This window comes from Sorangium sp. So ce834 (genome assembly GCF_051521425.1).
Classification (GTDB): Bacteria; Myxococcota_A; Polyangia; order Polyangiales; family Polyangiaceae; genus Sorangium; species Sorangium cellulosum_D.
In genome coordinates, this window is the sequence record NZ_CP150351.1 from 4,532,054 (window position 1) to 4,552,561 (window position 20,508).

Sequence of the window (20,508 nt, forward strand, 5' to 3'; positions counted from 1 at the left end):
GGCGCAGGCGACAGGCGGGGTTGCACCGCCATCGGCGTACGTCCCACCGGCGGGGCTCCGCCCCGGTCCCATCTCCCGGCGCCCGGCGCTCGCGCCGCGCCTCGGCCGCGAGCGCCGGGCCGCGCGCGCGGCGCCCGGCCACGGAGGTGCCCGCCCATGGATGAAGCGCTCTGGGTGGACGAGCTCTACACGGCGTTCTGGCGGACCCTCCCGGGGATGCTCCACGCCGAGGCGCAGGGGCTGGCCTACACGCTCGGCCTGGCCCCGTCGCGCGACGTGCCCTGGAGCGCCGTGTTCCGCAACGAGATCACCCTGGCCGCGCCCGCGCTGCTCGCCGAGGCCATGCCCGGGGTCCGCGGGGCCACCGTGCAGGACGCCCTCCTCGCGCACCTCCTCGCCGTCATCGAGGCGTTCGGCACCGACCGCATCCAGGACGCGCAGGTCCGGCCGACCTGGCAGCTCGAGGCCATCCTGGCCCACGCGCGGCGGGCGCGCGACGAGGCGCTGCGCCGCGTCGCGCCCGGCGTCGAAGACCCGGCCATCGACTTCGCCCGCGCCGACGAGGCGACGCTGCTCGCCATCGAGACCGAGCGCAGCCTCCTCGCGAGCGGCGAGCCCACCGGCTTCAGCCGCTACTACGCGCTCTCCCTCGGCAAGCAGAGCGTCGGCTTCCCGGCGTCGATCGCCCTGGCGCACGCCGCGGGCTGGACCGCCGCGCAGCGCGAGGTGCTCGCGCGGCTGCTCTCGTCGGTGTGGCTCGGCCTGCAGCTCCACGACGACGTCATGGACTGGCAGGACGACCACCAGCGAGGCGGCGCCTGGGCCGTCGTCCTGGCCTCGGAGCTCCGATCGCGGGCGGAGGGGGAGCCCGACGCGACGTCCACGGGCGCGCGCGATCAGGACCGCGCGTCCGGGTCGTACCACCGCGGCGCGATCGCGTACGGGCCGCTCGGCACGCCGCCCTGGGGCATCGCCGCGACGCCGCGGGCGAAGAGCGAGCCGCCGGCCTCCAGCGCGGCCTCGTCGCTCGTCCCCGTGCGCCGCATGGTCCTCGAGTCGGGCGTGCTCGCGGCGATGCTCGACGGCGAGCGCCGGTGCTTCCGCGCCGCGCGCCGGCGCGCCGCCGCCCTCGGCGCCCGCCGCGTCGCCGCCTGGGCGGCGGCGAGGGAGACGCACGCGCAGGAACTCGCGCGCTGCGAGGCCGAGAGCCCGGGCTTCGCCAACCGCGCCCACGCGCTCAACGCCTGGGCCAAGGCCGTGCTGGCATGAGCCGGGGCCGCGGCGCGGCCTCGCGGGGGGGAGCGGGCGCTCCGGAGGAGGGGCCCGCGCGCGCTCGCCCGGCGCGCGGCCGCCCGAGCGCGCCGCCCCCCGCGTCGACCGCCTCGCCCAGGGCGCGCCCGCCGCGCCCGCCGTGGGACTTCGGCTACGCCCCGGTGCCCACCGCCGCGGGCGACGACGACGGCGGTCCCCTCGACCTCGTCGTGGCCCTGCGCTGCGCCGCGGCCTCCGGCGACGTGGCCGCGGCGCTCTCGGCGCGCTGGTCCGCGGTCGAGATCGAGCGGGTCATCGAGCGGCCGCCCATCTTCTGGGTCCGCGTCCGGTCGCCCGAGCGCGGGCGGCGCGCCGAGGTCGCCGCCGCGCTCTCGGCCGCGGCGCTCCCGGTGCGCTACGTCGCGTCGGCCCGGCGCCCGAGCGCCGCCGTGGCGCCGCGCTTCGACGCGGCCGCGGGCGCCGCGGCGCGCCCCGACGGGTGGACCGCCCGCGGCGCGTCGTTCGAGGAGGATCCCGTCACGCCCGGCCGCTGGTTCCTCCGCGACGAGGAGGGCGGGATCGGGGTCGACCGCCGCCGCTGCGGGAGCGGCGCGGGGATGCGCCTCGGGGTCATCGACGACGACGCCTGGGCGGCCGACGAGCTCGGCCTCGACCGCGAGGTGCTCGTCATGCTCGAGCACCCGCCGCGCAGCCAGGCGCACGGCTCGTTCATGGTCGCCTGGGCCGTCGGATCCCGCCGCCCCGGCGGCTTCCGCGGCGTCGCGCCGGACGCGTCGCCGCGGCTCTACCTGATCCCGAAGCCGGGCTCGTGCGTCCTGGCCCTCCCGGTCGCGATCGTCCAGGCCGTCAGCGACGGCGCCGACGTCGTGGTCTGCGCCGCGTACGTCGAGGGCTCGACGACGCCCATGCTGGACGACGCGCTCGAGTTCGCCGCCCGCCTCGGGCGCCGCGGCCGGGGCTGCCCGGTCGTGTTCCCCACCGGTCGCGAGGCCTCGAGCCCCCCCGCGTCGCTGCACGCGAGCTTCTCGCTCGGGTTCGGCGAGCCCGCGAGCGACCCGCGGGTGTTCTGCGTCGGCCCGGGCGCCCGCGGCGAGGGGTGGTTCCTCTGGCGGGATCGCCGGGGGCGCAGCCGCCCCTTCGCCAACCGCGGCCCGGCGGTGCGATGGCTCGCGCCCGGCGACGATCTCACCTGCCCGCTGCCGCCGGCGTCCGGCGCGGCGCCCGCCTCCGGCGCGGCGCCCGAATCCGGCGCGGCGCCCGCCTCCAGCGCCTCCGGCGCGGCGCCCGAATCCGGCGCGTCGCCCGCCTCCGGCGCCTCCGGCGCGGCGCCCGCCTCCGGCGCCTCCGGCGCGGCGCCCGCCTCCGGCGCCTCCGGCGCCGCGCCCGAATCCGGCGCCGCGCCGCTGTCCGAGCGGCTCTGCCACGCCGAGTCGAGCGGGGCCTCGGCCCTCGCCGCGGGCGTCCTGCTCCTCGTCCTGTCGCGCAACCCCGCGCTGCGCCTGCCCGAGCTCGACGCCCTGGTCCTGCGCACGCTCGCGCCGGTGCCCCCCGCGGCGCCCGCGTCGGCCGAGCCGATCGCCGACCCGTGGGACCTCTTCCCCGACGGGCGCGATCGCGACAGCCACAACGCCAAGCACGGCTACGGCCGCATCGACGCGGGCCGCGCCTGCCTCGCCGCCGGCGACCCCGTCGCGCTCGCGCTGGTGCTCATCGGCGAGGACCGCGCCGCGCGCGCCTGGCACGACGCCCGCGCCGCGGGCCCGCTCGCCCGCGGCCTGTACTCGCGCCGCCTCGCGCGCTGGGCCGTCCGGGCGCTGCTCGCCGACCCGAGCCTCTGCCACGGCGTCTGCGCGCTCGCGCGCCACGCCCGCCTCACCGCGGGCGACGACGCCCGCCGGCGCGCCCACGGCGCGGGCGTCGTGCTGCGGCAGCTCTCGGTCCTCGTCCGCGGCCTCGCCGCGAGCCGCCAGGCGCCGCCGCGCGTGCGCGACGAGGTCGCGGCCCTGCTCGACGACCTCGAGCGCTCGGCGACCGACGCCGCCGCGGTCCAGGCCGTCGAGTCGCGCTTCGGCGAGCTGGCCGACGCCGTGTTCGCGGACGCCGCGGAGCGCCGCGCGCGCCAGGGCGCGGCCTGAGCGCGCTCCCGCACCCGCGGCGCGGCGTGATCCCCCTCTCATCGACGCGTGAAAACGTAATGAAAATCGCGTAACGGCGCCGCCGGGCCCGCCGGGGGCGCGGGCGATCGCCGCGCGGTGTGCCGTCCGGCGCGTGAGCCCCGTTGGTTCACCCGGGGTTCCAGCGTATCGTGGGTGGCTCGTGGCGCAATTTACGCGCCGTCGAGTCTCCCGATGCCAGCTATCGAGAATCGGCGTTGGCTCCTTGCGGCGGTCGTCTTCGCGGCGCTCGTACTGGGCGGCTCCGGGATCAGGAGCGCCGTGAGCTGGTACGAGCGCCCGTTCCCGGGCGTCCTCGTCGACCCGGACGGCGTGGTCTCGAGCCTGGGCCTGCCTTCCTGGGAGGGCTTCCAGAAGGGCCTCCGGTTCCCCGATCGCGTCGTCGAGGTCAACGGCTGGCACCTCGAGAGCACGGAGGGGCGCTACCGCGCCAGCACCTGGGACGCCGCGATCGAGCAGGCGGCGCGCGAGGGGCAGCGCTCGGTGCGCGCCCGCGTCGAGACGGGCGAGGGGGTGCGCGACGTCGAGCTCTCCCTCGTCCCCTTCGATCCGCTCGCGTGGTGGTTCTACGCCGGCGGGCTGATGGTCGTCGCCTCGCTCTACGTGGGCGCCGCGCTCATCGCCCTCAGCGCGAGCCCGCGCGGCAAGCTCGCGGGCGCGTTCGCGACGGCCGCGCTGTTCACCGCGCTCTTCCAGTTCTCGATCTTCGACTACCACAGCTCGCGCGACCTCGTCCCGTTCTTCCACGTCGCCTACGCGCTCGTCCCGATGAGCTTCTTCACCCTGGCGCTGCGGCTGCCGGACGACGTCGCGCTCATCGCGCGCTACCCCGCCTGCGCGCGGATCGCGCATGGGCTCGGCGGCCTGCTCGCCGCCGGCATGCTCGCCTCGCACGCCATGGGCTGGACCACCGTCGGGCTCCGGGGCGTCTGCGCGACCCTGGTCGTCGCCTCGTTCCTCTTCTTCGCGATCACGCTGATCCTCCGCTTCGCCGCGGCGGAGGGGGACCGCCGCCGCACGCTGCGCGCGCTGCTCCTCGCCATGGCGCCGCCGCACGTCGTGATCGCGGTCGGGTTCCTCTTGGCCATGCTCGGGGTCGCGGGGTCGGCGCTCGCGTGGTTCGCGATCCCGGCGCTCGCCCTCACGCCCGTCTCCAGCGTGGTCGCGTTCATCCGCTACGACCTCTGGGGCAGCCGCGCGCTCCTGTCGCGCCCGCTCACGCGGGTCATCATCGCGGGCATGATGGTCGCGCTCACGGTGATCGTCTGCTCCGCCTGCGCGGGGTACGCCGGCCTCCCGCTGCTCGGCGCGATCAAGGTCGCCGCGCCCGCCGCGATCGTCAGCGCCGCGCTGGTCGTGTTCGCGCTCGGCGCCGGCGACCGGAAGCTCTTCCCGGCGCGCGCCGAGTACAAGCCCACCGTCGAGCAGCTCAGCGAGGAGCTGACCCTCGTCGCCGGTCCCGACGAGGTCGCCGACGCGGTCGAGCGCACGGTGGCGCGCTGGCTGTCCTGCGAGCGCGTCACCTTCCGCCGCATCGCGGTCGACGCCGCCGACGCCCCCGGCGAGCAGGAGCCGCGCGGCGCCGAGGCGAGCGGCGAGCGGCTCATCGGGATCGATCCGCCGCCGGCGAGCGCGAGCGAGCTCTCGCTCACGGTCATGTTCCGCGGCCGGCTGCTCGGCGTCCTCGAGGTGGGCAAGAAGCGCGGCGGCGCCCTGTTCACGAGCGAAGACCTCGATCTGCTCCGCACCATCGGCAACCAGGCCGCGCTCGCCCTCGCGCACGCGCACAGCTACGCCGAGCTGGAGCGGCGGCGGCGCGAGCAGGCCGCGGCCTGGCGGGACGAGCGCGCGGCGCTCATCGAGACGCTCGCGGCCGAGATCACCCACGAGGTGCGCTACCCGATCAACTTCTTCCGCTCGGTGTTCAAGCGCGGCTCGAGCAACCAGAGCCTGGACGCCGAGGAGGTCGAGATCGGCTGCGAGGAGGTCGAGCGCCTCGAGCGGCTCGTGATGGGCCTGCGCCGGGTGACGCACAGGAAGCTCGAGCGCCGCCGCCTCGCGGTCGAGGAGCTCGTGAGCCGGGCGGAGATGCTCCTGCGCGATCAGCTCGGCAAGCGGCGGATCGAGGCGCGCGTGAGCGCGGCGCCGCGGCTCAGCTGCGACCCGGATCAGGCCACGCAGGTGCTCGTCAACCTCCTCTCGAACGGCCTCGACGCCGCCGGCGACAAGGGGACGGTCGGGGTCACCTGGGAGCCCTCGGAGGGCGGCGCCGAGCTCGTCGTGTGGGACACGGGGCCGGGCTTCGCCGGAGACGCTTCGCGGATCTTCGCGCCCTGGTACACGACGAAGCCGCGCGGGACCGGGCTCGGGCTCGCCATCACGCACCGCATCGTCCGCGCCCACGGGTGGTCGATCAACCCGGAGCGGCGCGACGGCAGGACGCGGTTCGTGATCGCGATCCCGGCCGCCGACGTCACCATGACTGCAGAGGACGAGGTCGCGTGAAGATCCTGGTCGTCGATGATCAGCGGAGCGGCCGCCGCACGCTCCGGCAGATCCTGGCCGCGCTCGACGAGGTCGAGGTGTTGGAGGCGGTCGGCCTCGACGACGCGATGGCGGCGGTGGAGCGGAGCGCGCCGGACCTCCTGCTCCTCGACGTGCGCCTCTCGGACGATCCGCGCGACCGCGGCGGCCTGGAGATCCTGCGGCGGGTGCGCGCCTCGGGGCGGAGCACGCCGGCGGTGATGGTCACCTCGGTCAGCGAGCTGTCCGAGATCCGGGAGGCCATGCGGCTCGGCGCGCAGGACTACGTGCTGAAGGACGAGCTCTGCCCGGAGATGCTCCTGCCGATCATCGAGGGGCAGCGCGAGCGGCTGCTCCTCAAGGGCGAGGTGGTGCGGCTGCGCGAGCGGGTCGATCGCACGTTCGGGACGAAGGCGCTGCTCGGCTCGTCCGCGGCGATGGAGCGCGTGCGGCGGATCGTCGAGCGGGTCGCCGAGTCGAGCAAGACCGTGCTCATCCGCGGCGAGACCGGCAGCGGCAAGGAGATGGTCGCCCGCGCGCTGCACGAGATGAGCTCGCGCCGCGGCGAGCCGTTCGTGGCCGTCAACTGCTCGGCGCTGCCGGGGACGCTCATCGAGTCGCTCATCTTCGGGCACGAGCGCGGCGCCTTCACCGGCGCCGAGAAGCGCATCCGCGGCCAGCTCGAGCTCGCGGGCGCGGGCACGATCCTGCTCGACGAGATCGCCGAGATGCCCGGCGAGCTCCAGGCGAAGCTCCTCCGCGTGCTCGAGGATCGCCGCTTCCGCCCGCTCGGCGCCGAGTCGGAGATCCCGCTGCGCGCCCGCGTCCTCGCGGCGACCCACGTCGACCTGGAGAAGCGCATCAGCGAGGGGCGCTTCCGCGAGGATCTCTTCTACCGGCTCAACGTCGTCACGGTGCACGTCCCGTCGCTCGCCGAGCGCGACGCGGATCTCATCGAGCTCTTGCTCGCCTTCAGCGCGGAGCTCCCGCGCAAGCTCCGCTACACCGACGACGCGATCGCGTGGCTCGTCCGGCGGCCCTGGCCCGGCAACGTGCGGGAGCTCCGGAACGTCGTCGAGCGGCTGGGGCTGCTCGCGGACGACGATCTCATCGACGTCCCGACGCTCGAGGAGCTCGCGCGCGAGCGGCCGATCGTGGACGCCACGGCGGAGATCGACCGGCTGGCGCGCGCGCTGCTCGCGCTGCCCGAGCGGCTCGGGTCGAAGCTCCGCGTGATCGAGCGCGCGGTGCTGCACCACGCGATCGAGAGCTGCGGCGGCAACAAGGCGGCCGCGGCGCGGCTCATCGGCGTCGATCGGAAGATGCTCGAGCGGCGCTGGGACCGGCACACCGGCGAGGAGCCGCCGAGCAGCCGGCGGGTCACGCCCGTGAACGCGCCGCGGTACCTCGGCGAGGAGCCGCCGAGCAGCCGGCGCCTCTCGCCCGCGAACGCGCCGCGGTACCTGGGCGAGGAGCCGCCGAGCAGCCGGCGGCTCTCGCTGCCGTCGTCGGATGCGGGCGACGGCTGAGCCGCGCCCGGGCGGCGCTGGCGACGGCTGAGCCGCGCCGGGCGGCGCGCTACTTCCTGCCGATGCCGGTGTAGACGAACCCCATGCCGCGGAGCTCGTCGGGCTCCCAGACGTTGCGCCCGTCGAAGAGCGTCGGGGAGCTCAGGATGCGCTTCAGCCGGTGGAAGTCGGGGCGCCGGTACTCGTGCCACTCGGTGACGACGACCAGCGCGTCCGCGCCCTCGGCCGCGCCGTACATGCCGTCGCTCAGGAGGATGCGGTTGCCGTAGATGGCGCGCACGTTCGGCATCGCCTGCGGATCGTGCGCCTGGACCGTCGCGCCCGCCTCGAGCAGCTGGTCGATCAGCGTGAGCGCGGGCGCCTCGCGGATGTCGTCGGTCTGCGGCTTGAACGCGAGCCCCCAGACCGCGATCGTCTTGCCCTTGAGCGCGCCGTCGAAGTGGGCGCTCACCTTGCTCCCGAGCAGCCGCTTCTGCCGCGCGTTGATCCGCTCCGTCGCCCGGACGATCTCCAGGTCGTGCCCCACCGCGCTCGCGGTGTAGAGGATGGCCGAGAGATCCTTGGGGAAGCACGACCCGCCGAACCCCGGGCCCGCGAAGAGGAACTTCGTGCCGATGCGCGGGTCGGCCCCGACGCCCTTGCGCACGAGCTCGATGTCCGCGCCGAGCTTCTCCGCGAGCACCGCCAGGTCGTTCATGAACGAGATGCGCGACGCGAGCAGGGAGTTGGCGGCGTACTTGGTGAGCTCGGCCGAGCGGGCGTCCATGAGCTGGATGCGGTCGCTCGCCCGCACGAACGGGTTGTAGAGGTGGCGCAGGATCTCGCGCGCCTTCGGGTCGTCCGAGCCGATGATCACGCGGTCGGGCTTCATGAAGTCGTTCACCGCGTCGCCCTCCTTGAGGAACTCCGGGTTCGACGCGACGGCGAACGCCTGGGTGGTGAGCCCGCCGATGATCTGCTTGAGCCGATCCGCGGTCCCGACCGGGACCGTGCTCTTCGTGGCGATCACCTTGAAGTTGTTCAGGTTCTTGCCGATCGTCTCGCCGACGGCCTCGACGGCGGAGAGGTCGGCGGAGCCGTCGTCGGCCTGCGGCGTCCCGACGGCGATGAAGACGATCTCCGCGTCGCGGATGGCGCCGGCGACGTCGGTGGAGAACCGGAGCCTGCCGTCCCGCGTGTTCTTGGCGATGAGCACGTCGAGGCCGGGCTCGTAGATCGGCATCTCTCCGCGCTTCAGCATCTCGATCTTGGCGGCGGACACGTCGACGCACGCGACGTCGTTCCCGAAGTCCGCGAAGCCTGCGCCGGCCACGAGGCCGACATACCCTGTTCCCACGACCGCAAGCTGCATGCGCGGGACGCTACCACGACTCTGCGGCTGTTCGAGCCAGGAGGAGCCCGAAGTGTGATCCCGGATCGATCGGTCCCGCTCCTCAGGCCCGCGCCCGCGGCGGGGCCGGGCGCGGGCCTCGCCAGCCGCGCTCCTCGAGCGCGTCCCTCCGAGGGCAGAGCCTACGCTCGGGCGCGCGCGCGACCGCGCGCTCGACGCTCGAGGGGCGCGTGGCTCAGGGGTGCACGAACACCACCGTTCCGGTCAGCGAGCGCGCCGCGCCGTGCCATCCCGGCGGGACGGCCGGCTCGGTCCAGAAGAAGAGGCGGCGGGCGTCCTCCGGAGACAGGTTGATGCAGCCGTGGCTCTTGGGCCGGCCGAACTTGTCGTGCCAATAGGCGCCGTGCAGCGCGTACCCCTCCTCGAAGTACTGCACGTAGGGGACGTCGCGCAGCTCGAACTCCTCGCCGACGGCGTCCGAGTCCATCGTGATGGAGATGTACTTCGTGTGGATGCGGAAGATCCCGCGCTTTGTCGCGGTGCTCGACGCGTGGTCCTCGAGCCCCGCCTCGCCGCTCGAGATCAGGGTCGCGTAGACCGGCTTCGTGCCCTCGTAGGCGACGAGCACCTGCTTCGTGATGTTGACGTCGAGCCACTTCTCGCCGTTCTTGCCCCAGGCGGGCATCTTCTTGGCGGGGTCGATGCGGCCGGCGTGGCGATCGTCGATCCAGTCGCCGTCCTTGGTCTCGTAGTGCAGCTTGCCGCCGAAGAACTGCTGCTTGCCGGTGAGGGGCACCGCGGCGCGCCACTCGAGCTCTCCGGCGTCGACGAGCTTCTTTCCCTCCACGCGCCACCGCTTGCCGCCGGAGCGGCGCACGAGCGCGAACGGGAAGTCGACGTCCTTGCCGATCTCGACGCCGTGGAAGTCGGACCCGCGGATGGGGCGGAACCGATCGGCGGGGACGACGCGCAGGTCGGTGGTGACGTTGTAGCGCCGGCCCTCGTGGAGGAACGACTCGATGAAGGCCATGCCGTTGCGCCGCGAGACCTCGTCGATCTTCACGGCGTCGTCGGACTTGATGAGGCCGGAGAGGTTGGGCGCCTTCCGGCCGTCGCGCAGGAACCACGGGATCTCGCGATCGGTGATGCGCTGCGCGAGGGCGTCGAGCGCGGGCGGGGCCGGCTCGTTGCTCCATTTGAGCCACACGTCGAGGCCGTAGGTGGCGCCGCTCTCCTCGTCCTTGGCCCAGCGATCGAGGTGCTTCTTGAGGCTCGGCTCGTAGCGCGCGAGGTCGTCCTGCGTCGGGATGCGCGCGTAGGCGGGGCCGCCGCGGGTGACGGTGCCGTACATGTACGGGAGCTTGTGGGTGACGTCGGGGCGGCGGGCCGCGGCGCGGACGATCTCGTGGTTCAGGTCGAGCGTCGCGTCGGGGCCGAGGCAGACGTAGCCGTACGGCTTGATCTTGCGGAAGCCGCCGGGGCAGCCGTCGGTGCCGGCGGGCTCGGGATCCATCTCGACGACCGCGCCGGCGCGGAGGAAGCCGACGCGCTTGGCGCCGGTGCTGGGCCGGGCGTAGACGCGGGTGAGCATCGCGACGCTCGCGAGCCGCGGGCTGCCCTCGGCGGGCGGCGGGGGCGGGGTGGCGACGCCGCTCAGCGAGACGATGGGCGGGCCTTGGGGCTGGCCGGGCGGGGGCTCGTCCTCGGCCGGGGCAGGGGAGGCGGCGGAGGCAGCGGAGGCGGCGGGGGCGGGGCCCTCTGCGGCGGCCTCCTTGGCGGCGCCGCCGTTGGCCTCGGCCGGCGAGTCGGGGGTGCTCCCGGACCGGGACTGGCCGCAGCCCGAGAGGAGCGCGGCGAGGGCGAAGAAGGCGAGCGCAGGGCGGCGCGCCGCGCGCGGTGCTGCGGGGCGCGTTCGGGGCGGCGTGTCCATGGCGGGGCGACGGTAATGCACGAGAGGGGGAGGAGGGCCAGTTTTCGGCGCGCCGGCGGGGGCGTCATCTCGTGAGCTTCCATCCCGCCGTGGCGCCGAGCGCGGCGCCGGAGGCCAGCGGGCGCTCGATCCGACAGACAGCATGCTCTCGCTCATCCGGAGCAGCCGCCGCTCCCTGGATGGAGGAGCACCGTGAAGGGATACCGCTCTTCTCCTCGGGTGTCGGGGTCGTAAGGGCCCGTGGGCAGGACGGTCACGACGAGCGTTCGCTGCCCGTCCGCCGCGAGCTCCAGGGGTGCGGGGCCGGACGAGAGGTCGAGGAGCGCGCCGTCGGAATCGGGCGTGAGCCCGGGCACGGCCTGGACGACGAAGCGGCGCCCCGCGTCGTCGGGCGCTTCGAGGGATACGCAGACCGACCGCGCGGCGTCCGCGCCGGCCGACAGCTCGATATAGCTGGTGCCGAGCATCATCGGCGCGCCCTCGCGGATGTCGATCCTGCCCGGCGCGGCCTCGACCTGGGCCGCCAGCGTCAGCCTGGCCGCCTCGAGGTTCTCGAGGCCCCCCGCGAAGTGACGGAAGTGCCGGTCGTCGACGTGATCGCCGGTGTACCAGCGCCAGCGCGCGAGCTCGGGGACGACCTCGATATAGCTGGTGTCCGCCACCTCGCGCAGCATGTCGTCGAGCGAATCGACGAAGTCGGGCTCGTTGCGATCCAGCGCGCCCTCGGCGCCGCGAGGGTTGCGCGCGTCGAGCCACATGCGGGAGACGAACGTCGGATCGCCGTCGAAGAACCGATCTTTGAGGTACAGGAGGACCATGGACGAGCCGTACATGGCCCACGTCTCGTAACCGTCGTCGCGGTCGATCGCCCGGTCCGGGTGCCGCTGAAAATCGTCCAGGCCCTCGTCCGCGTAGCGATCCATGTAGATCTGGTCGAGGAAGCTGGCCGACATCTCGAAGAGGACGGGGCTCTCGTTCCAGTCGTCGGCGGCCTGCGACGCGTGCGCCATCTCGTGCACGACGGTCTCCTCCAGATCGGGGCCGCCGTAAGGCCCCCACGGGTCGACGATCATGAAAGCGTGCCAGTCGTTCCAGGAGGTCGACGGCTCGTCGCCGAGGACGTCGACGAGGCAGCTGCGGTGGCCTCTCCACACGAGCACGTCGAACGCGTCGTCGGGCCCGCACTCTCCTGCATCCGTGAGCGGCGGGCGCATGCCGATCCGATTCACGTGGTAGTCCCACCCCTTCTCGACGAACGCGAGGACCTGGCGGGCGGTGTCGCGCTCCTCTTCCCGGTAGTAATGGACGAGCACGGGGAGCGTCGCGGAGCGGATCGAGAAGGGAAACAGCTCCTCGAAGTCGGCTCGCCCACAGGCGCTCTCCCCTTCGGACAAGGGATGCGTGTACTCGGGAAACGTGGCTCGGGTCGTATCGCCGGCCTCCGCGCCGCAGCCGGCGGCGGCGAGGACGAGGGGAGAGCAGGCCAGCCACGCCAGGGGCTTGATCATCGTCGACCCTCTAACTGAGCCATCGGCGAGCCCGCAAGGCGGCCAGGACCATCCGAACCGGGACGGAGCGAGCTTCGGAGGTCCTCCGGCAGGGTCTCGACCTAGCCGCACCCCCTCGGGATGGCCGCGGGCACGTCGCGACGTGCCCGCGCGGGCTTTGGAGGCCCTCCGGCAAGGTCGTGAATCGAGCCGACCCCCCTCGGGAGGGGTCGCGGGCAGGTCGCGACATGGCGGAGCGGGCTTCGGAGGCCCTCCGGTTCGGTTTCAGATCGAGCCGACCCCCCTCGGAAGGGGTCGCGGTAGGTCGCGACGTGCCGGAGCGGGCTCCGGAGGCGCTCCGGTTCGGTTTCGGATCGAGCCGACCCCCCTCGGAAGGGCTCGCGGTAGGTCGCGACGTGCCGGAGCGGGCTCCGGAGGCGCTCCGGTTCGGTTTCGGATCGACCCGACCCCCCTCGCGAGGGGGCGCGGGCAGGTCGCGACCCGTCTGCGTGCAACGCGATGCGTTAGTCGCTCCCGTCGCCGGATTCCATCCACGCGAGCCATGCGTCCGCTCCGTGCAGGGCATCCGCCACGGCGGCGAGCGCGCCGTCGCCGCCGATCCGCGCCACAAGCGGCGCGAGCATCTCCACGCCTCCCCAGCCGCTCAGGGTCGATGCCAGCGTGACCGAGCCGGCAGCGTCGCCGAGGCTCCTGGCGAACAGCCACGCTGCGTCGTGAGGCGACATCCAGTCAGCGCAGCGGATCACCGTCTCCAGCCCGTCCGTGTCCCCGCTCTCGCGGTAGGCCGCGACGGCGCGAGCGGCGAGCGTCGGCCGCGACGGCGCGGGGGCGGCGCAGCAAAGCGCCGCGAGGGCCGCGATGCGCGCCTGCCCCGAGCTCCCACCGCGCTCGGCGATCTCGACCGAGGCGTCGAGCCCCAGCGCATCGATCGCCTGGGCCGCATGGTCGGCCACCAGCGCGGCCGCAGCCCACGCCGGCTGGAGCGACGCCACCGCCTCGCGCGCCGCGTGGACGAGCGGACGACCCCCCCGGGTGGCGGCGGCGCGCAGCAGCGGCCCCGCGCCGTGGACCCCAGCGCCGCAGAGCTGTTCGATGACGTCGAGCGCGCGCGCGGTCTCGCCGAGCTCCGCGAGCCGCACGGCGAGCGGCGCGCCCATGCCGGTCATCGGGTCGTCCAGCAGCTTCGAGATCTCGGGCAGACCGAGGAAGGGGGCGAGCGCCTCGGTGCACGACGGGGCGTCGATCGGCTCGCCGTCCGCGCCCGCGCCGGCGAGCAAGGCGTCGAAGAGCGCGGACACGCCGCGCGAGCGCTCCTCCTCGTGCAGCGCCCGCACGAGCGGCGCCAGCGCGTTGGCGCGCGATCCCGGCGGAAGATCCATCGCCGCGCGAAGGAGCGAGCGCGCCTGGCCGGGGTCCAGCGGCGGCGCCGCGGCGAGCTGCGCGAGCGCGTGGCCCGGTCGCGCATCCGAGCGCGCGCGCTCGACGGCCTCCGCGACCAGCGCCTCGGCCTCGGACGGCGGAAGGAATCGGGCCGCAGCGAGCCACACCGGCAGGCTGGGCCCTTGCTCGTCGCGCAAGGTGGCCGATACCGCCCAGCGCGCGAAGCTCGCGGCATCGTCGCCCGAGCTGGCGCGCGCCGCCGCGAGCAGCGCCCGCGCATCGCCCCAGGGCTCGCCGCGCCAGGCGGCTCCGCGCCGCCGCACGAGCTCGCGCGCCCTCGCCGCGATGTCCTCGCCGGGCCGCCCCGAGGCGCGCGCCGAGAGCGCGAGGAGCGCGACGGCGAGCGCCCGCTCGGCGTCGCCGCGCGCCACGTCGCCGGGCCGGGCGTCCCGCGGATCGCCTGCGCGGTGCAGCGTGCCGAGCGCGCCTTGCGCGAGCGCGACGCTTACCAGGCGGGGCACCGGCTCCGCCAGGGCCTCGCCCGCGCCGGCGGCCGTCGGCGGCTCGCCGGCGGCCGTCAGCGGCGCGGCGACCGAGCGCCGGAGGCGCCGCAGCTCTGCCCGGCGCGCGGCGAGGTCCCCGAGCGAGGACGGCCACGCCCAGCGCGGATCGCAGAGCGCGAGGAGATCGGCGGGCGGCGCGCCGGATGTGCGCAGATGATCGCCCGCGTACCGACGGAGGTAGCCGGCGGCGCGGCCCTCGGGGGGGCGGCCGCTCGCCCGCGCGCGGGCGCCGAGCAGCGCCCGGGCGGCCTCCACGAACCGCCGCTCGCAGAGGGCGGCGCCGTCCTCGCTCGCGGCCACCCAGGCCGCGCGCAGGGCCTCGTGCCGGAACCGGAGCGCGCTCCAGCGCTCTTCCCACGCGATCACCGGATCGAGCACCGCGCGGCGCGCGTCGAGCGCGGCGGCGAGCTCCGCCTCTTCCTCGCCGAGGAGCGCCGCCGCGTCCCCGAGATCGAGCGGCGCGAACGCGCGCGCCAGGATCGACAGCAGCGCCTCCAGCCGCGCCGCCCCGCCCTCGCGGAGCGCGCCCATCGCCGCCTCGACGGCCGCGGCCGGCCCCGGGCCGTCGATCGCCGCCCAGGCCAGCCGATCGCGCAGAGGGGCGTCGATCTCGACCAGCCGGAAGCCGCTCACGGGCACCCAGGCGATCGTGGAGACGTCGAGGGCGAGCCGCTCTGCCCACCGCTCGGCCGCCTCCCTGGGAGCCGACACCGAGACCAGCACGCGCACGGAAGGGCCGAGCTCGCCCAGCACCGACCGCTCGCGCTCCTCGGGCCAGTCGGCGCACGCGTCCGGGCCGACCAGGCCGAGGAGGAGCGCCGGCTCGCCGTCCTCGGCGTCCCGGTTCGCGATCTCGTTCGCGAGGAGCTCGCAGAGCCCCTGGCGATCCTCGGCGTGCGGCGCGTCGTCGGGCCAGAGGCCGTCCGCGAGCCGCGCCAGCACCTCCTGCTCGAACGGCGCGCCGGCCGCCCGGCCGCCGCGGACGAGGACGCGCTGCGCGCCGGACCCGTCGAGCGAGCCGAAGAAGCGGTCGAGCACCGCGCCCTTGCCGGCGCCGGCCGGCCCGTACACGACGCAGGCGCCGGCGCTGCCTCCGCCGTGCCAGGCGCGGATCGCGTCGAAGGCCGCGGATTGGCTGCGCCCGAAGAAGCCGTCTTCCATCGCCGTCTCCCGCTCCGCGTCGCTCAATAGCCCTTGGGCTTCCGGTACACGCCGTACTGCCCGCGGCTCCCGCCGGCCCGCTCCTGCGACACGCACGTCGCCCGTGAAGCCACGCGCTCGGTCGCGCACCGCATCCGACGCTCCCCCCGGAGGGCTAGCCCCGCCCGAACCTGAGCAGCAGCCCGAGCCAGCCCCGCGCCAGGTAAAGGCCGTTGATCAGCACGTAGATCCAGAAGAACACGTCGAGCCGATCCGCGAGCGCGAACGCCCAGATGTGGCTCGGGTAGTGGTTCAGGAAGCGCAGGAACATCGTCACGAGCGCCGCCGCCCGGGCGACGGGCGACCGCGGGCGCTCCTCCGTGGCGGTCTCGTAGTACGCCGAGACCGACGCCTCCTTGCCGCTGATCTCCGGGCGGCGGACGAAGTTCGTCAGCGAGATCGCCGAGGCGATCACCGCGACCCCGACGACGCCCGCGAGCAGGAAGCGCGGGTCGCCCGCGGGCCAGAGCGCGCCATCGAGGCCGAGGCCGCCGGCGCGGAAGAAGCGCACCGAGAGGGCGCCCGAGAGGAGCACCGCCTTGAGCTCGTCCGTGAAGAAATCGAAGAAGTGGCCCTCCTTCGACGCGATCTGCTTGTGGCGCGCGAGCATGCCGTCGGAGCAGTCGAGGAGGTAGCTCAGCTCGAGCACGCCGATGGCGACGAGGCCCCCCGCCGCCGTAGGCAGCGCGACGAGCAGCGCCGCCGCGACCACGAACACGGCGAGGTTGAGCAGCGTGACCTGGTTCGGCGTGATCGAGGTCCGCGCGAGCAGCGCGACGACGCCGCCGGCGAGCGGGCGCATGAAGTAGGTGTTGAAGAGCTGATCGTGCTTCTTCCGCGTGGCCAGGTAGATCCGCTTCGCTTCGCCGAGCATGGCGGGCGCATCCTAGAGCGGCGGTCCGACGGGAAGGACACAAACCGCTCCGCGCCGCCCCGCCCGACGCACAAACCGCCCCGCGCGCGGCGCGCGCCCCGTCTCCTCCCGCCCACCGGGCTCGTTTCCTCCGGGCTTCGCCCCGGTAGCGAAGAGGCCGCCTGCCGCCGCCGCGGCCGCCTTCGCCGGCGTAAGGCCCGCCCCGAGCCGCCGAGCGGCTTCCCTCGTGCGGCGAGAACGTCTATCAAAGGATCTCCATTCATCAGGCCGGTTTCCCGCTCGGGAACGAAGCGATCCGGCGGCACGACCGCTGTCCAGCCACGCACGGAGTAGATCGGATGAAGCGTTCCATTCGCGGTCTCACGCTCTCGCTCGCGCTCCTCGCCGGCTCGCTCGCGCACGCGGCCCCCGGCAAGCGGCCCGACCTCAACGCAACCCTGCGCGCGCCCAGGGCGGCGCGCGCCCTCGGCGACGCGCGCGCCGCGGCCGCCGCTCGCGCCGCGGCCGCGGGCGGGGTCGTCACGTCCATCGACGAGCAGCGCGGCGCGCCGACCTTCCTGTGGGCCGCGAGCGGGGCCGCGCCTGCCGAGGCCCCGTCGGCCGTCGCCCCGGGCGCCACGCCGGAGGCCGCCGCCCGGCGCCACCTCGCCCGCTTCGCCGCGGCCTACGGCCTGTCCCGGGCCGCGCTGGCGGCGGCGCAGGTGGTCCACGTCCACGACCTCGGCCAGGGGCCCGTCGTCGTCGTCCTGCGGCAGCGCGTGGACGGCGCCGACGTCTTCCAGACCGACGTGAAGGTGCTCATGCGCCAGGACCTCGAGCTCGTCGCGATCTCCGGCAACCTGCACCCGGCCGCCGTGCCCGCCATGGGGCGCGCGGGCCGCCATGCGTTCCGCCTCTCGCCGAGGCAGGCGCTCGGCCGGGCGCTCGAGGACCTCTACGGGATCCACCCGGGGCAGCGCGGCGTCGTCGATCTCCAGCGCCCCGCGGGCGACTACCAGGCGTTCGACCTCGCGCCGGACAGCGCGCTGCGCGCCGCGGGCCTGCACCTGGTCGAGCCGGCCCGGGTGAAGAAGGTCTATTTCCCGATGCCGGAGGCGTTGATCCCGGCGTACTTCGTCGAGTTCATCTCGGGAGAGGTCGAGTCCGTCTCCTCGGACGCCTACGACTACGTGATCGCGGCCGACGACGGCCGCATCCTCTACCGCCGCGACCTGATCGAGTACGACGCGTTCAACTACCGCGTCTGGGCCGAGACCACCGGCGACCGGCGGCCCCTCGACGGGCCCCAGGCCGACTTCCTGCCGCACCCGACCGGCATGCCGGACGGGTCGCAGCCGGCGTTCATCCCGGCGCCGCTCGTCTCCATGGAGGGGTTCAACAAGGGCCCGGGCGGCGCCGCCGACCCCTGGCTGCCGAGAGACGCGGTCCAGACCTTCGGCAACAACGTGGACGCCTATGCGGACCACAGGGCCCCCGACGGCTACTCGAACGGCGACGTCCGGGCGACCCTCACCGCGGAGCGGACGTTCGACCACGTCTACGACCCCACGCTCGATCCGCTGTCGAGCGAGGCGCAGACCATGGCCGCCGTGACCCAGCTGTTCTACGTGAACAACTGGCTGCACGACTGGTACTACGACTCGGGCTTCGACGAGGCCGCCGGCAACGCCCAGCTCGACAACATGGGTCGCGGCGGCCTCGACGGCGATCCGATGCACGCCGAGGCGCAGGACGGCGCCCTGGTGCCGAACGCCCAGCGCAATAACGCGAACATGAACGCGATGTCCGACGGCGCCTCGCCGCGGATGCAGATGTACCTCTGGAACAGCAAGGACGTCCGGCGCACGCTGACGCTCGACCCGGGCGGCGCGAGCCTGAGCACCGGCACGGCCGTGTTCGGGGCCGGGAACTTCAACCTCTCCGCCGAGATCGCGCTCGTCGACGACGGCGTCGACGCCACGCCCGACGACGCGGTCGATGGAACCCGGGACGGGTGCGAGGCGCCGCTCGCCGACGTCACGGGCAAGATCCTGCTCGTCGATCGGGGCGGCTGCACCTTCAAGCAGAAGGCGGTGAACGCCCAGGCCGCCGGCGCGGCCGCGCTCATCATCGCCAACAACGCGCCCGGCGTCCCCGCGCCGGGCATGGGAAACGGCGCGCCGGAGGACGCCGTGGTGACCATCCCGGTGCTCTCCACCTCCTACGAGGAAGGGAGCAGCCTCAAGGCCGCGCTCCTGGAAGGGCCGGTCAGGGCGGCGATGGAGCGCGTGCTCGGCGTCGTGCGCGACGGCACGATCGACAACACCGTCACCGCCCACGAGTGGGGGCACTACATCCACCGGCGCCTGACCCAGTGCTTCACCGCGCAGTGCGGCGCGCAGAGCGAGGGCTGGGGCGACTTCATCGCGCTGCACATGGCTATCCGCGACGGCGACGACCTCGGCGGCACCTTCGCGACCGGGATCTACGCGTCGGAGGACAGCGGCGAGAGCGCCTACTATGGCGGCCGCCGGGCGCCCTACACGATCAACTTCTCGAAGAACGGGCTCACGTTCAGGCACATCTCGGACGGCGTCGAGCTCCCGGATCACCCGATCCTCGAGGGCAGCGACCCGAGGAACTCCGAGGAGCACAACGCGGGCGAGATCTGGGCGCTCATGCTGTTCGAGGGCTACGTCGAGCTGCTCGCGCGGGAGGACGAGGGCGGCCGCATCTACACGCACGACGAGGCGCGGCGGCTCATGTCGGACATCGTGGTGGCGGGGATGAAGCTCGCGCCGGTGGACGCGACCTACACCGAGCAGCGGGACGCCCTGCTCGCGGCGGCGTACGCGCGGAGCGAGGCCGACATGCTCGCGCTCGCCCACGGCTTCGCGCGGCGCGGCGCGGGGACGTGCGCGGTGTCCGCGCCGCGCGACTCGGAGGATTTCGTCGGCGTGGTCGAGAGCTTCGCGATGGCGCCGCTGGCCGCCGTCTCGCTGCGGGAGCCGGACGACGGCGTGCGCTCGTGCGACGGCGACGGCTTCCTCGACGCGGGCGAGCGCGGCAAGGTGGCGATCGAGGTGCGGAACGCGGGCCCGTTGCCGCTCCTCGGCGCCGCGGCGACCGTCTCCTCGACGAACGAGCACGTGTCGTTCCCGGACGGGAACGCGATCGTGCTGCCCACGATCCCGGCGTTCGGGGCCGGGACGGTCGAGATCGAGGTCGACGTGGACGAGGCCGCGGCCGGGATAGAGACGCTGGAGCTCCGCGTGGACGTCGCCGCCCCCCGGGCCTGCGAGGTGACGGTCGCCGGCGTCGCCGGCGCGCGCCTCAACGTCGACGACGTGCCGGAGGCGTCGGCCGTCGATTCGGTCGAGAGCGAGGCGCCCGTCTGGTCGAAGGACGGCGAGGACGCGGACGCCATCTGGTCGCGCGAGAAGACGGACCTGACGAACCACGCGTGGCGCGGCGTCGACTACCCGAGCCTCTCCGACACGCAGCTCGTCTCGCCGCCGCTCTCGGTCGGCGAGGGCGAGCCGCTCGTGATCTCGTTCAAGCACCGGTATTCGTTCGAGATCTCGCCGGCGACGGAGGACGAGGCGGCGATCCACTGGGACGGCGGGCTCATCGAGATCAGCGACGACGACGGCGAGACGTGGCACGACGTCGCGGCGTACGCGGATCCCGGGTACGGCGGCCCGATCGGCAACACGGTGGACGAGCCGTCGGTGAACCCGCTCGCGGGCCGCCAGGGCTTCGTCGGCGCGAACGAGGCCTGGCCCGATCCGGAGCAGGTGACGCTCGATCTCGGCGACGCGTTCGCGGGGAAGACGGTGAAGGTCCGGTTCCGCATCGGCACCGACGCCTACTCGGGCGATTTCGGCTGGGAGATCGACGACATCGAGGTCCGCGGCATCGAGAACACGCCGTTCGGCGCGCTCGTGCCGGACGCGCCCGGGTGCGGCGATCCGGTCGGCGAGGGCGGCGCCGGCGGCGAGGGCGGGGCGGGCGGCGCCGGCGGTGAGGGCGCCGCCGGCGGCGCGGGAGGCGCCCCGGGCGAGGGCGGCGCAGGCGGCAGCGGCGGGGCCGACGCGCCGACCGACGGCCCCGCGGTGGTCGGCGAGGGCGACGGCTGCGGCTGCCAGGTGCCCGGCGGCGGCGCGACAAGGGCCGCGGGGCCGCTGGCCACGCTGCTGGCGATGGCGCTGTTCGGGCTGCGGCGGCGCCGGGGCGCGGCCTGACC

10 protein-coding genes are annotated in these 20,508 nt (G+C 74.7%); 5 read left to right on the forward strand and 5 right to left on the reverse strand.

Annotation, left to right across the window (positions count from 1 at the left end):
• Nucleotides 1-156 precede the first annotated feature (156 nt).
• The 4 genes from WMF20_RS16485 to WMF20_RS16500 all read left to right on the forward strand — a co-directional run bounded on the left by WMF20_RS16485 (nucleotide 157) and on the right by WMF20_RS16500 (nucleotide 7,498).
• On the forward strand, nucleotides 157-1,269 hold the full coding sequence (locus WMF20_RS16485) for a hypothetical protein (protein ID WP_437614729.1): 1,113 nt from the start codon (nucleotides 157-159) through the stop codon (nucleotides 1,267-1,269).
• Nucleotides 1,266-3,407, forward strand: a complete 2,142-nt coding sequence (locus WMF20_RS16490; protein ID WP_437614731.1) for a S8/S53 family peptidase — start codon at nucleotides 1,266-1,268, stop codon at nucleotides 3,405-3,407. Before WMF20_RS16485 ends, WMF20_RS16490 begins: the two co-directional genes overlap by 4 nt.
• A gap of 300 nt (nucleotides 3,408-3,707) precedes the next feature.
• The gene (locus WMF20_RS16495) at nucleotides 3,708-5,951 is read left to right on the forward strand and encodes an ATP-binding protein (RefSeq protein WP_437614732.1); all 2,244 of its coding nucleotides are present in this window, start codon (nucleotides 3,708-3,710) and stop codon (nucleotides 5,949-5,951) included.
• Nucleotides 5,948-7,498: a sigma-54-dependent transcriptional regulator gene (locus tag WMF20_RS16500; protein ID WP_129575269.1), complete on the forward strand. Its 1,551-nt coding sequence runs from the start codon at nucleotides 5,948-5,950 to the stop codon at nucleotides 7,496-7,498. The genes WMF20_RS16495 and WMF20_RS16500 overlap by 4 nt, the downstream gene beginning before the upstream one ends.
• A gap of 49 nt (nucleotides 7,499-7,547) precedes the next feature.
• Here WMF20_RS16500 and WMF20_RS16505 read toward each other — a convergent pair whose 3' ends face one another.
• The 5 genes from WMF20_RS16505 to WMF20_RS16525 form a co-directional block, all read right to left on the reverse strand.
• Nucleotides 7,548-8,849 carry a UDP-glucose dehydrogenase family protein gene (locus tag WMF20_RS16505; RefSeq protein WP_129575270.1) on the reverse strand — a complete coding sequence of 434 codons (1,302 nt, stop codon included), beginning with the start codon at nucleotides 8,847-8,849 and terminating at the stop codon, nucleotides 7,548-7,550.
• A gap of 214 nt (nucleotides 8,850-9,063) precedes the next feature.
• Nucleotides 9,064-10,758, reverse strand: coding sequence for a L,D-transpeptidase (locus WMF20_RS16510; protein ID WP_437614733.1), 1,695 nt, complete (start codon nucleotides 10,756-10,758; stop codon nucleotides 9,064-9,066).
• Between the two features lie 152 nt (nucleotides 10,759-10,910).
• Complete coding sequence (locus WMF20_RS16515) at nucleotides 10,911-12,266, reverse strand: hypothetical protein (RefSeq protein WP_437614735.1); 1,356 nt, start codon at nucleotides 12,264-12,266, stop codon at nucleotides 10,911-10,913.
• Nucleotides 12,267-12,769: 503 nt separating this feature from the next.
• The gene (locus WMF20_RS16520) at nucleotides 12,770-15,370 is read right to left on the reverse strand and encodes a hypothetical protein (RefSeq protein ID WP_437614737.1); all 2,601 of its coding nucleotides are present in this window, start codon (nucleotides 15,368-15,370) and stop codon (nucleotides 12,770-12,772) included.
• Nucleotides 15,371-15,524: 154 nt separating this feature from the next.
• On the reverse strand, nucleotides 15,525-16,283 hold the full coding sequence (locus WMF20_RS16525; protein WP_437614739.1) for a CDP-alcohol phosphatidyltransferase family protein: 759 nt from the start codon (nucleotides 16,281-16,283) through the stop codon (nucleotides 15,525-15,527).
• A 338-nt stretch (nucleotides 16,284-16,621) separates the two neighbouring features.
• Between WMF20_RS16525 and WMF20_RS16530 the strand changes: the two genes are divergently transcribed.
• The gene (locus WMF20_RS16530; protein WP_437614742.1) at nucleotides 16,622-20,506 is read left to right on the forward strand and encodes a M36 family metallopeptidase; all 3,885 of its coding nucleotides are present in this window, start codon (nucleotides 16,622-16,624) and stop codon (nucleotides 20,504-20,506) included.
• The last annotated feature ends 2 nt before the right edge of the window (nucleotides 20,507-20,508 follow it).

What these genes read in the sequence shown, in the direction of transcription:
- WMF20_RS16485 (WP_437614729.1), top strand. Translation starts at nt 157, where the DNA reads ATGGATGAAGCGCTCTGGGTGGACGAGCTCTACACGGCGTTCTGGCGG.
- WMF20_RS16490 (WP_437614731.1), top strand. Translation starts at nt 1,266, where the DNA reads ATGAGCCGGGGCCGCGGCGCGGCCTCGCGGGGGGGAGCGGGCGCTCCG.
- WMF20_RS16505 (WP_129575270.1), bottom strand. Translation starts at nt 8,849, where the DNA reads ATGCAGCTTGCGGTCGTGGGAACAGGGTATGTCGGCCTCGTGGCCGGC.
- WMF20_RS16510 (WP_437614733.1), bottom strand. Translation starts at nt 10,758, where the DNA reads ATGGACACGCCGCCCCGAACGCGCCCCGCAGCACCGCGCGCGGCGCGC.
- WMF20_RS16515 (WP_437614735.1), bottom strand. Translation starts at nt 12,266, where the DNA reads ATGATCAAGCCCCTGGCGTGGCTGGCCTGCTCTCCCCTCGTCCTCGCC.
- WMF20_RS16520 (WP_437614737.1), bottom strand. Translation starts at nt 15,370, where the DNA reads ATGGAAGACGGCTTCTTCGGGCGCAGCCAATCCGCGGCCTTCGACGCG.
- WMF20_RS16525 (WP_437614739.1), bottom strand. Translation starts at nt 16,283, where the DNA reads ATGCTCGGCGAAGCGAAGCGGATCTACCTGGCCACGCGGAAGAAGCAC.
- WMF20_RS16530 (WP_437614742.1), top strand. Translation starts at nt 16,622, where the DNA reads ATGAAGCGTTCCATTCGCGGTCTCACGCTCTCGCTCGCGCTCCTCGCC.